This window comes from Limnohabitans sp. (genome assembly GCF_031539105.1).
Classification (GTDB): Bacteria; Pseudomonadota; Gammaproteobacteria; order Burkholderiales; family Burkholderiaceae_C; genus Limnohabitans.
Map to the genome: position 1 here is coordinate 119,408 of NZ_JAVKLM010000018.1, position 12,246 is coordinate 131,653.

At 53.2% G+C, this 12,246-nt stretch carries 14 protein-coding genes; all 14 read right to left on the reverse strand.

Annotated elements, in window-relative coordinates; all coding sequences use genetic code 11:
- Nucleotides 1-44: 44 nt before the first annotated feature.
- Nucleotides 45-479, reverse strand: coding sequence for a hypothetical protein (locus tag RMR24_RS05170; RefSeq protein ID WP_310614014.1), 435 nt, complete (start codon nucleotides 477-479; stop codon nucleotides 45-47).
- Entirely contained in the window at nucleotides 479-1,396 is a 918-nt protein-coding gene (locus RMR24_RS05175; protein WP_310614015.1) for a hypothetical protein, read from the reverse strand. Before RMR24_RS05175 ends, RMR24_RS05170 begins: the two co-directional genes overlap by 1 nt.
- A gap of 18 nt (nucleotides 1,397-1,414) precedes the next feature.
- The gene (locus RMR24_RS05180) at nucleotides 1,415-2,752 is read right to left on the reverse strand and encodes a phage tail protein (protein WP_310614016.1); all 1,338 of its coding nucleotides are present in this window, start codon (nucleotides 2,750-2,752) and stop codon (nucleotides 1,415-1,417) included.
- A gap of 3 nt (nucleotides 2,753-2,755) precedes the next feature.
- The gene (locus tag RMR24_RS05185; RefSeq protein ID WP_310614017.1) at nucleotides 2,756-3,340 is read right to left on the reverse strand and encodes a putative phage tail protein; all 585 of its coding nucleotides are present in this window, start codon (nucleotides 3,338-3,340) and stop codon (nucleotides 2,756-2,758) included.
- Entirely contained in the window at nucleotides 3,331-4,380 is a 1,050-nt protein-coding gene (locus tag RMR24_RS05190) for a baseplate J/gp47 family protein (RefSeq protein ID WP_310614018.1), read from the reverse strand. Before RMR24_RS05190 ends, RMR24_RS05185 begins: the two co-directional genes overlap by 10 nt.
- A complete protein-coding gene (locus RMR24_RS05195) occupies nucleotides 4,380-4,853 on the reverse strand; it encodes a phage GP46 family protein (RefSeq protein WP_310614019.1) in 474 nt (157 codons plus the stop codon). The genes RMR24_RS05190 and RMR24_RS05195 overlap by 1 nt, the downstream gene beginning before the upstream one ends.
- Nucleotides 4,854-4,915: 62 nt before the next feature.
- On the reverse strand, nucleotides 4,916-5,473 hold the full coding sequence (locus tag RMR24_RS05200) for a phage baseplate assembly protein V (RefSeq protein WP_310614020.1): 558 nt from the start codon (nucleotides 5,471-5,473) through the stop codon (nucleotides 4,916-4,918).
- Nucleotides 5,470-6,636 carry a phage baseplate assembly protein gene (locus tag RMR24_RS05205; protein WP_310614021.1) on the reverse strand — a complete coding sequence of 389 codons (1,167 nt, stop codon included), beginning with the start codon at nucleotides 6,634-6,636 and terminating at the stop codon, nucleotides 5,470-5,472. The genes RMR24_RS05200 and RMR24_RS05205 overlap by 4 nt, the downstream gene beginning before the upstream one ends.
- Complete coding sequence (locus RMR24_RS05210; protein WP_310614022.1) at nucleotides 6,636-7,847, reverse strand: DNA circularization N-terminal domain-containing protein; 1,212 nt, start codon at nucleotides 7,845-7,847, stop codon at nucleotides 6,636-6,638. Before RMR24_RS05210 ends, RMR24_RS05205 begins: the two co-directional genes overlap by 1 nt.
- The gene (locus RMR24_RS05215; RefSeq protein ID WP_310614023.1) at nucleotides 7,847-9,661 is read right to left on the reverse strand and encodes a phage tail tape measure protein; all 1,815 of its coding nucleotides are present in this window, start codon (nucleotides 9,659-9,661) and stop codon (nucleotides 7,847-7,849) included. Before RMR24_RS05215 ends, RMR24_RS05210 begins: the two co-directional genes overlap by 1 nt.
- Before the next feature lie 151 nt (nucleotides 9,662-9,812).
- On the reverse strand, nucleotides 9,813-10,103 hold the full coding sequence (locus tag RMR24_RS05220; RefSeq protein WP_310614024.1) for a phage tail assembly protein: 291 nt from the start codon (nucleotides 10,101-10,103) through the stop codon (nucleotides 9,813-9,815).
- A gap of 3 nt (nucleotides 10,104-10,106) precedes the next feature.
- The gene (locus RMR24_RS05225) at nucleotides 10,107-10,460 is read right to left on the reverse strand and encodes a phage tail tube protein (RefSeq protein WP_310614025.1); all 354 of its coding nucleotides are present in this window, start codon (nucleotides 10,458-10,460) and stop codon (nucleotides 10,107-10,109) included.
- A 24-nt stretch (nucleotides 10,461-10,484) separates the two neighbouring features.
- Nucleotides 10,485-11,957 (reverse strand): phage tail sheath subtilisin-like domain-containing protein, encoded by a 1,473-nt coding sequence (locus tag RMR24_RS05230; protein ID WP_310614026.1) that lies wholly within the window; start codon nucleotides 11,955-11,957, stop codon nucleotides 10,485-10,487.
- 17 nt (nucleotides 11,958-11,974) lie between these two features.
- Complete coding sequence (locus RMR24_RS05235; RefSeq protein WP_310614027.1) at nucleotides 11,975-12,244, reverse strand: DUF2635 domain-containing protein; 270 nt, start codon at nucleotides 12,242-12,244, stop codon at nucleotides 11,975-11,977.
- Nucleotides 12,245-12,246: the final 2 nt, after the last annotated feature.

Sequence of the window (12,246 nt, forward strand, 5' to 3'; positions counted from 1 at the left end):
GGTGCTTTGGGTGTTACCGCACCCTCAGCACTCGCCCTGTTTTTTTAGCAATGATCCCCATCAGGATCAAACGGGTCTAAAAGGTTTTGGCAAATATAGGCAGCCAACGCGGTGCGCCACCCCATATCACTTGTGTGCAAGCGTTTGAGGCGCGTAGTCACCAATGGTTCGATGTACAAATACGTCACCTCGAACGACCAGCGCCACACTGTCACCGTAGTAGCCTGCCAGCACGTTCGCGGAGGCTCAAAGAAAATGAGCGAAGCAATGGTGAGCTGGCACAACACATCCATCAGAACTCCCACCACCACAAACGGGTACAGCAGCAGCAATGACAAGCCGCCCAATCTGCCTGCCAACTTGGCGCGGTACACCGCCATGATCAACACATAAAACACGTAGAACAGCCACATGTACACGACTGCAAAAAGAAGCTCATCATGCAATGGTCCAAGCAACTGAGACAATAAAGCAAACATCACGTAGCACCCTTCATCAGTTGAACAAACGCCGCTTCAGCTTGCGATTTCATGGAATCTAATACAGCGGATACCTCATCAGGAGTCTTAGCAGCAGAAACAGCGTCTTGCGCCCTGCGCTTAAGCCCATCAATCAAAGCTACAGCCTGCGCATAAAACGCAGCGTTCGTGATTACCTTTTGCACGAAAATTTCGAGCGTTTCGCCCTTGATGCCGCGTGCCGTAATCTCGGCTTGAAATGCCGCTTTCTCGCCGTCGGTGGCCGTGCCTACGACAATGGCCTGCGCAATGCGCAATTTATTGCTCCAGCCAGCAATCTCGGCATCATCCGATGTGCCTGCAATCATTGCACGCTTTGACTTTGCGAAGATGGCGATACGGTCAGTCGCATCCGCCTTGATCGCAGCCAAGTGGGCGACAGCATCAAGCGCCCATGATCCATCAACCCATTTATAAAAAGGACTTGGTCTTTCCTTATCCGTAGCGCCAATGTCTTCGGGGGCCTTACCTACATCAGTGATGCTCACAGCGCTTCCGTCCGTGATGCTAAAAAGCGGGATACCACGCCAGTCGGGCACATATTTCCACTCTGTGTCAGCAAAGACACGTGTCTTACGGTCCATCGATGCGGGAGGTGCGATTGACGTAGCGCCAATGTCTGCGGGGCTGACCCCAATCTCTTCAATAGATTTGGTATCGCCAGTACGCATATCAAATACATCTACACCACGCCAGTCTGCTACGACAGACCATTTGCCATCACGAAATACAGGGCGCTCACGCGCGGCACAGTCGGGCGGAGCTATCGGTGTGGCAAATGCCGGGATCAGGTGCACACCAGGCTCAAGGGGAGACTCATCTGCTAATGAAATACCAGTGAATAGACCAGTCTCACGATCAAAAGAATAGATATTCATTTTTAACCTTTTAACCTTTTAATATTTGATATATGGGACAAAGCAGATGTAAGGGGGCATATTGGCGCCAGTCCCAGCCACGCCTGTAGACGCATTCGTCACACTCACGCCTGTAGTAGCAGAGCCGGAGGTACCATATCCCCAATCGGTATTTGTGTAGGCGTTTCCAGTCAGTCCGTTATTTCCAAGACCATATGTCTTATATGAGTGAGAGTGCCCAGGGTCGGTGACTGTCGCTGTATGCGTATGAGATACCACCACGGCGTCTTTACTACCGCCAGTAGAGCCAAGAGTAAAAGCGGTATTTCCACCCACAATCATCCTGTCACGTGCATCAGGGAGGGTGAAAGTATTAGCCCCGTCACCACCACCAAAATTTGTCCCGATTACTGCAAAAAGAGCGGAATAAACGGTGCGCGATACATTGGCGCCATTGGCCATTAAAAATCCAGCGGGTGTGGTGCTGGTAGCAAAGAAGCAAATCTCACCTGGTTTTTGAGACACGGTAGAAATCCCCGTGGCGGGATTAAGCAGCACCCACTTATCGAGCGTGAGGTCATACTGCAATTCAATCCAATGGCCACCGCCTGCGATGTCGCCAGCAGCCAGTGCAGCGCCTGCACCCTTGACGATGGCCTTGGATGCAATAGTGCCGCTGTTCGGGGTGAAGGTCGGTGCAGTCGACGTGTTGGCCGACGACGTGCGCACATTCAGCGTCATGCCGTTAGTCAACTCAGCGATTGCTGGCGTGTAGGATGCGGTAATTGTGTCGGTGGTGCCGCTAGCGGTCGCCACACTGTAGGAATTCTGCTGGAACCCAGTCTGTGTAGCCAAATAAAAGGGCGAAGGGCCAAGCAATACCCAGTCAGTGCCATCGTACTCAACGTCTGCAAGTTGATTTGCTGCGACGATACTTGCTACCTTACCTCCCGATCCATCATATTGCTTAAGGGATCTTGCACCTGTTCCAGCGACATTCAAGGTGTTATTGAAACCAATGCCTGCTGCATGAAACTTTAGGTGCAAACGAAGGCCTGTATTCAATACTGTTAACGGCACAGCACTGGTCGGTAATGTCACTGTGAAAAAAGGCGCAGTACCAGCGGTCGTGTAAGCCGTGTTGGTTTGTTGTCGTTGCAAGGTTGCAATGGCCGTCATCATCTGATTCAAAGTGGCATTGCTAGGCGTCAGTCCTGCTTGCTCAATGACCGACAGAACTTCTTCTTGCAGACCGTTGCACCAGTCTGCATTCAGGTTGGTTGCTGCGATGCCATTGGCTAAATCACCATCTTTGAAACCATCTTTACCAATACCGAATTTATTCAGTAGGCGCGAGAGTGTTGATATCCGTTGCATCTTCTATCCTTGGTACGCAAAAATTACTTTGGTTTGCGCAGGCTTGCGCGTATTGAATAAGCCCTCAATCAAACTCGGCTTGTAGCTTTGCAAAGCTGCATCGCAGTTACCATTGCACGTCAGCATTACGACGTTTTGTGCAGCATGGGGAATATTCACCCGCCACACAAAAGCATCAAAATCTGAGTAAAGCGTCGAATTGCAATTCATATCGCAGTTGATCTGCGCGAACTCAGTGATGGTGATCACCTCACCAAACCTTGCCGCCAACGCTATAAAGTACGCAATGCTTTGACCGCCCGTGTCGTTGTATTTTTCAAATGCGTCCGCTTGTCGATCAAGCAAAGTCATAGTCGATGCATTACCGCTTGTGCTAAAAAGACGCTCCCAGTCTTCCAGCGCATGCGTTGCTCGGCGTGGGTCAAACTGAGCCACAACATCAACCACCACGTTTTGAAACCGTGCAAAGGCAGCAGCGACGGCCTCTAAAAATCGTGAAAGAACTGAATCAGGTTCACGCGCAATCACGCTGCTGGGCGGCAACATAGCCAGCAGCGCGTTCAACCATGCGCTCACACTCACGCCCATGTGATCACTCCCAGCACAGGCATCTGGCCTGTGGCATACACCACATTGGAAGCTGGCGTAATCAAGATGCTGTCTGTTTCACCCACCGCATCTGAAATGACTTGTCGCAAATGGCTCACTGGCAACGTACAGCCAGGCGATGCTTCACGCACCAACATGTCAGCCAAATCTTCGGTCACAGCAGCTTGCACGGCAGGTGTATTGGGCGTGAGCTGAATTGTCAAATTCAGCGGCACAGCAATAGGTGCCACCACAATGGCACGCGCCGTCACAGGACGCACCGCATCAATATGCGCTTGCACCGTAGCCACCTCACCAGCATCTGGAATCGGGGTGACATCCGCATCACGTACAAACCGAACTACCACGCTGCCAGCCCCTTGTTCACCGGGATACACCCATGCCCGCGTGACGCCAGCCACCTCTTCAGCCCAATCAATGTAGTCTTGCAAATTCCCACCACTTGCAGGCATACGCCAGCGGGCAACAATGCGCGCTCTAAATGCTTCATTCATTTCTGCACCAGCGCCACCACTCAGCTCAGAAGCTACCGTAGCTGCACTGGCAAACCCTGCGACAGGTGCGACCAGCGACAGTGACGCACCACTCACCGTATTGCTAGATTGCCCAGCATCTAACGCTTGAACAGGCACCAAATAGGCTACTCCTGTACCAACCACATCAAGCGTAGTTGCAAACTGCACACCATCTGCACGCTGAAACAACGTACCAGTAGGCATTGGCATACCCACCGAGCCAACGACTGACAGCATGCCTGTTGCTGACGCTGCGGGGATACGATAAATGTTTTTACGCGCACCGTGATCTTCCAAGTACTCAACGTCGCATGTATCAGGCCACGCCTGTTTGAAATGGTATTCAGCGAATTGGTACAACGCTGACAAACCACCCGCAAATACGCGGTTGATCACACCAATCAAGCTGCGTCGAACAGTCGCTAAAACACCCGGTAAACGACCTTCAAATTCAGCCGTACCTTGGTCAATCAACTCAGGCAATGTGGGGCGTGGGAATGCCATCAGTTCACCTCACCTTGAAGCATCCATGCCTGTGTTGCATCAGACCACTCAAACCGATATTGACGGGAACCCGTCTTCAAATTGATCTGCACTTGTGCCACTAGCCAGTCTGCACCAGCTGTAAACACCGTGGCATCCACGGCCGTAGCTAAGCCATCATCTATCAACCATTGCAACGCTTCGATGATGTAGCTGCGCGCCCGCAGAACAGTCTCAGGCGTACGCTTCTCGCGAGCCAGCAGCCACAAGCGGCTACCAAACTTGTCATTTTGGTTTCGCGCGAAAGCATCTGCCCACCACCCGCGATGGTCATTTCCTGCGGGCACATCACTCTCACCAGCTGTGCGGTCACAAAGAAGCGACAACACCACAGCCGTCTCCAAAGAGTCGGATGCCAGCAAATCAGCCTTGAGCACATCAAGGCTCAAGTCAAAGTAACTGCGAGAAGGGGAAAAGCGCAAACTTAAATCCATGCACGCATCCTCGCGCACGCGTGACAAGTCGGCTTTTAAAGTGCTTTACTGATGCAAGGTCATCACACCAGTGGTGGTGTGGAGTTGGTCGTGCCAACCTTGTGATAGTGGTCTTTTCCTGATTTGCCAGCAATCATCACATTTGTAGTGCCGCTGACCGTTTCAGCCGTGACGGTCTTTGCTGTCAAAGCACCGACCACATTGGCGTCCCCTGCGAAGGTCACCAATGGCACATCTATGCTCACATGCGGTGCGTCGGTGATTGTGATGGGTAATCCTGCCCCTTTGATCACCATACCCGTTCGGGTCAAATGCACGCATTGGCCGAGGTCGTCATAGAGAGCTACCTCACCGTTCTCCAAGCCAGTCAGTCTATAGCGACGGTCATCCACACACACCGCAACAGCGTGGTCAGAGCTGCCCCCTACCGACAACACCAAAGCCTCAGCCCCCGCATGCGGCACCGATGTCAAGCCATAGTTTTGAAAGCGTTCAGCCTCGCGCACGTTGTTAGCCAATGGCTGCACCTGTACACCCTGCATGCGCAGCGCATCGTTCACCATACTCACCACAGCACGGCCCACCATGCCGCGCAAACGCGCTGTGAAACGGCTCATCATGGCTTACCACCCTTCGGCGAGGCATTCGACGTAGTGGGCGGCTGCAATGCCCAGCTAGGGGTAAATCCATCGCCTTTTTTATGAGCCTCTGTCGCGTCGTTCATCTTGTTGAATAACTTACTGCGCTTCGTACCACCCACAATCTCAAACGCCTCTACGCGGCTAAACACCAGCTCAGTCAGCGTTCCTTCCTCAGTCAGCTTGTAGTTGCAACCTACGATCAACATCAGCCCATCCAATTGGGTGCGGCCGTGCTTGATATGCACCAGCGTATTCGGCTGCCACAGCGGCCCCTCCATGCCATCCTTGCCTGTGCGCCAACCCACCACTGTGCACTTACCACGCTTGCCACGCCCCATACGCACCTGCGTTTCCCAATGCGCACGGTCAGCCAATGCTTTATTGCTGCTTGCATGCTCGGCAATCACCACCAGTGGTCGGTAACGGTCAATCCCTGCATCTGTGGCGCTGGCTATCAAATGCGCTGCATCGCCCCCATAAGAAGTGTCACTGCCTTGGCTCTGTCCCTTGATCGTGACCTTACTGAAACGTTCACGCCAGCTGTGCACTGCACTCATGCGCTTGATGTTCACCCCTTCAATCAGTGACACACCGCTGCTCACCGTGCTCGCGTGTGTCAATACCAATCGGCCTTGCACATCGCTGGTCACCAGCACGCTGCGCATGCGTGCTGCGCGGTCTATTGCATCAAACGCTTTCTCGCCATCTTCCAATGCAAACGACGCAAAACGCTCTCCTAATGTGGTTTGCACCACCACCTCAATACCAAAAGGCTTGGCAATGTCACGCACGATCTGCTCTAGGCTCACGTTATGCCATTGCCCTGTTTTGTAAATGGCCGAACAGTCCACCAAGTCGCCCGTCTTATCGCGTCCTTCAACTTGAAGCTTGGTCGACGTGTCTGTCATCTCAGGCTCAAACTGGTCGATGTATCCCGTGATCACCACATCATCACCCAGTAACACCTGGCAGCTCAGTCCTTCACGTATTTCATGGGCCATATCTGTGCCCGGCCAACGGTTCGTCAGCTCCAACACAAAACCACCCGCCAATTGCTCAATAGAGCGCTGCACCTCAATGCGCTTCCATCCACCATAAGCGTGACCACCAATCAGCAATGTGCATTCGTTAGACGCAGCCATTAAATTAGCACCTCCAGCGCACGTACAGGAACGAATGCAGGGTTGGCCACGCTATTACGGCTCACCAGCTCATCGGTACGCGATGCATCACCATAAATACGGTGTGCCAACACCACGGCAGGCAATACGGCCGTGGGGGTGTAAGTCGAGGTTTCTTGCAAGCGCTGCGCACGCACAGACACATCACGCACCACAGCAGCACGCAGCCCCACCAAAGCCGCAGCCACCTCGGGCGCTGGGTCTGTTGCCTCTAGCTCTGCATCCAGCTGGGCCAGCAGCGCATCGCGCAAGTCAAGTGCTTGCATGGCCGTAGCCACCACGCCCTGCTGCACAGCCAGCACCAACACCCGAGCTTGCGTTGATAGCAGCAATCGGCGATTCACATCTGCCACTGCTTGCGCATCCGCCAACGCCAAAGCACGGGTAGAGCCGGGCCGTACCGTACCGCTTGGGTTTTCGCGCTCATGGCTTGCAGTTAGCGCCTTCAAATCAGCCAATGCCGCTACAGGTCGACGCACAGACAACATCAGCGAGTTTTGCAGCGCAGACAACTGAGCTGCTAAATTTGCAGGCGTATGAATCAATGAGGTGAGTGATACCGAAATCCCTGAAACTTGTCGCACCAAGCCAGCAAGCGAACTCGTATCCGACAAACCACGCGCAACCGCTAAAGCCTTGTTTAAACCCGTTTGAATCTTCGTTAATGTCGATGAAATTGAATTTTGTACAGCCTTGAAGTTCTTCGCAAAATCACTCTGTGCCACCTCATCCAACAGCGATGCCGCTGCATCTACTTCACTCACTGTATTTGTCTTGGCTTGCGGAAACTCGTTCTCACCAGCCTCAGCAAACGTGATGGAGAAGCGTGCAATACCACCTTGGTCGTGGCTTTCCTTGATTGATACAGAACCAACCACCACCACTTGCAGCACACCATAACGGGGGTGCACCAGTTCACCGGGGCCATAGCCCTCAATCGCTGTGATCAACGCATCGCGTTCATCTAGGTACGTTTCGCCCACCACATAACCATCCACCACAAACTGGCGGGCCTTGCGTCCTAGGTCTTCAGCAAACGGCACATCGTGCTGAGGGTATTCATGCATCACATTGCGACGGCCCACTTGGGCGTCTGCATTTTGGGTGTGAAACTTCACACCTCGAAACGAGGCCATCTGCCCCCGTTGTTCATTACGCCAATCGCGTGCCATTAGCTACCAGCCTCCATATTGGTTTGACCCAGTGACGACTTCAATGGCAGATTTCTATTGCTAGAAGTCAGATTCACATCTGTGCTCATACCAGGGGCTGATTTGACGGTAACAACAATTTCACCCTTCATCAAGTTATTGCGAAGCATCTCGGATACATCTGAGCGATGGTCTTTTAACCGCATGATTGATACACCAGTACGTCTCGATTCCTCCGTTTTATCGAAATTTTGTAACTCACCATTTGCAATGCGGCGACGTGCTTCATCTGTCAAGCTTGCACCTTGATGGTTTTTGGCACCATACAAGTCAATGGAAGCGTCAACTAATCGAAACCCTTGATATGCAAGAGCCGTAATTAATCCATCACGCATGACGCTCTTGGTCAACTCTTTAAAGCCACCCTTGCTACCTTCGCCAACGCTTGGCACGTTAGGCAAGCCATTGTTTGATCCACCTATCTCAGACCAGTTGACAACATACACAGGGGTTACCCCCGCCGCAGCATGTAGTGCAGCACCTGTAGCAACGCCAGCAGCAACACCACCCACACGCCCCGTGAAGGCTTGCATATAGCTAGGGAGGCGGCGACTAAGCATGTAAGCTCCCATTGCGGCCGCAGCACCGCCAGCAGCAATTTGCCCGCCGCTATAACCCATGCCGCCATCCTTCTTGGAGTCCAACATGTACTTGATTGACCGCGATAGTGCATCGTTCACAGGTCGTGCAAACCCTTCCGCAGCTTCGCGCAGTGTGTTCTTCAATCGAGAAGACTGATCAGCGGCATTGTTGATCGCTGTCTGCAAGTCCTTGTCCAATGTCCCACCAGCTCGTTTGATCTGCTGTTCAAAATCACGGATGTTTTCTAGCCCCTTGCCACCCAGCAACGCAGCAATGCCACGCTGGGTATCAAGGTCAGCTTTACCAAATGCCTTGCTCACAAACGAAAACTTCTGTGCATCTGTCGTCAGCTTTTGGTACTTCGTGCGCAGCTCTTCAAGCACGGCCACGGAATCACGACGTGAACCGTTCTTGTTGAAAAACTTCACACCCGTAGCTTGCTCCGATTCTTTGGCGTAATGCGCATTGGTGAACAAGCGCATGGTCGAATCAACCAGCGTAGCCAAGCGCTCAGGTTGGCGCTCAATCTGTGACATACCTTCGATGAAGGCCAGCGTTGTTTGGAATGACATGCCTGCTGTCTGTGCCCGCTGTGCCACCCGAGAAAAAATGTCACTCAGGTTTTGCAGCTCGGCATTGCCCAGTCGGCCTGCCACCGTCATCTCATCCAGCATCTGTTTAGCCACGCCAGCCTTGGCCAAGTCAAATCCAAAGTTTGCAGCGCCTACTGTGAGGCCACCACTTAAGGCTTGATCATTGGCGCCTGTCACCGCCTTGGCCACACTGATGGCCTCCGTGGCCTTCATCGCCTCTTGATACTTCAAACCCGCTTGAACTAGGTTATTAAAGCCACCTACAGTTTCTTCCATCACACCGCCATTGGCACGCACCAAGGCAAACATGTTGCGGTAGGCATCAGTCTGCTCTTGCGCAGACATGCCCGCCGTCAATCGCACCTGTGTCAGTGTTTTTTCAAGCAGTGCGGCATTCTTGGCCGTTTGCACCATACCCGCACTCAATCCCAGCGTGGCTAGCTGGCCTTGGTAACTACCCCAAGCCTGGCGCAGTTTGTCAAACTCAGCCTTGGCATTTTTTCCAAAGCTGCGGGTGGCTTGCTCGGCTTGTCGGGTGGCATTCAGGTATTGGGCGACATTTCCGTCTACCTTCACGCCTACGGTATATGTGGTGCTCATGGTGATGCTTATGGTGTAGTTTGTAGTTCGCTCAAGCGTTTGGTGTAGTACAGCATCTCAGCAGCTGACAAGGCCAATATCTCTGCACGGCTCCAGCCAAACTTCATAGCCAGCAGCATCACATCGTCAAGCAGCGCTGTGCGCTGCTTGACTACTCTTCCCCCAGCGCCTCGGCCTCCCGTAGTGTTTGAGTGATCTCATCGAACTGGGCAGGGCGCATAGCCCGAAAGTGTCCAGGTGCAAACGGTCCCGTGAAGGAGCCAGCACGCACTATCACGCGGCAAGCCATTTGGATGTTGAAGCTGTTGGGCTGCAAGGGTGATGCTTCTTTTTCAGCGTCACACACATCAGCCATCGTGGGTGGGCGCAACTCAATCTCGGTAGCTTCTTGCCCGCCTACTTTCCAAGCCTTCTTCAGGGTTTTGATGATCGTGTCAGCCATGTCTTAACCCTCCAAACACTCAATACCGTGGAACACCAGCGACACTTCGCCTTTTTCCAGCTCAGGTGGCTTCGCGCAAAACGCTCCCTTCACGGTGTAGATGCGGCCCAAGTCGGTTTCAAACGTCAGCGTCGTGTCCTTCACTGCTTGCAAGTCGGTCAGCTTCACATCTGACGTATGGCTGATTTTGAAGTCCACTTGTGGGTGGGTAAACTTTTCAGTAAAGCCATCTACACCAGAATCACTCATCACAGCTTCGCGCTCAATGCCGCCGATGTTGAGCTTTGCGCCTTCTTTGCTGCGCAAGCGGCCAATGCTGCCTAGCGTGATAAATACGCGTCCTGAAATTTGTGCCATGACAAATCCTTTTATAAATACGGTTTAAAGAATGAACTGCACGCTGGCAGCAAACACACGGAACTGGTTCACGATGTTGGGCGGCAAGATGCAATTCACACGGTTTACATCACTGGTGCTACGCACCACAAGCAGGTCACGCTTGAACTGGGCAAAGTCTTCCAAGATGCCCGCCAGCTCCAAGTCACGTGCTACATCCAGCAGCTCGCTTTTGATCAAGCTAGGTGTTGCAATCGCCTGTCCAGGTGCAAACGAGGTGCCGTCGTCAGCCAGCTTGTGGCGTGGAAAACGCAAGCCAATGCGGGCGCGGAACGCATAGCGCATATAGTCCACAGTCCATTTGGTTTCCAAGTCAAGGTAGCTCACATCGGCCACGCCTGCTGCATTGGTTTGGTAAGTAGTGACCACGCGCTCAATCAGCACATTGCCGCCTTGGTCCATCGTGAAAGTGCTCACGCCATCACGCAGCAGCAGGTCACGTTCTTGGCGTGTAAAGCGGTCAGCCACGGCAGGCGGTAGCACACCGGGAAGTACCAGCGTTTGCAATGGTCGTGCAGGGTCAATGGATCCGTTGAATTCACACACAGCCCCCAGCACAGCTGCCCACACGTAAATAGGTGTAGGACTGCTCTTCACGCCAATGAAGGTGCCGTGCGGACTGTTGCGTGCTACGCCCAAGGTGCCCAGCGCCGCCATCGTGCCGCGCCATGCGCCAAACATATGGCCAGTGCGCATATCCATACCACCCCAGCGGTTTGACAGCTCGGCTTCCAGCTTGGCAATGTTGGCAACATCAGTGTAAGGCGTGATGATGTCGTAGAACGACTCCAAGCTGATGGCTGCCAATGCTGTTGCCACATCTGGGTTTCCAGCACCTACGGTACCAGAAGCGATAGCCACCGTTACACCAGCAGGTAATGCATCATCCACGTAGTAGTTGGTGCGCACGTCAATGTCATTGCCAAACACACCTTTGTGGCGAGCTGTCAGCGTCACCACTGCGGCAGCAGCAGTAGCAGTCACAGGCGCATCTAAATATGCATTCACGGCAGCGGCAATGTTGGTGGCAATGGTATTGGCGGTGTCGTTCACCGCCACGCCCACGGCCACGCGCACGCCATTGATATATAGCGCCAACATGCCTGCACCTGTTGCAGTGCCCGTCGTAGTGATGGTTTGTGTGGCTTGCACACCTGCTACCAAGTCATCCAGTGCAATGGCATAGATGTCTGATGTTTTGTTGGCATTGCGGGCTGCCATCAACATTTCAGCCAGCACAGAGCCACGGCCAAACATACTCACAGCATCTGCACCTGCATTGATGCGTTTGAGCGTGCCTGCGGGTGCCGTACCCGTAGCCAGCTTATTGCCGATGTACAAGATGCGGCGGCTCATGCTTGGCAGACCACGCACAGCCTTTGTGTTGTCAATCTCAACGTAGGTGCCGGGTGTACGGATATCAATCGGCAGCGTGTTGAATGAAATGCTATCTGGCATGTGTGATGCTCCTAGAGTTAAACGGTGGGTGTTGCAGCAGATGCTGTCGATGTGTCAGCTGACTTAGCCGTTTGCACCTTGGGTGCGGTGGCAGGCACATCAGTCTTAGGCTTGACTTCGTTGCCTTCTGCGGGGGCTTTGGTATCAATCACCACATCGCCATCCGCAACACGACGAAGCCAATAGCTGTCTTGGTTAACCCACTCACCCGCAGCAGCCAGTTGGCCGTTCATAGGTTTGCGCACGGCCACATCTGGCGTGGCAGGCTTCACAAAAATACGCTCCATAA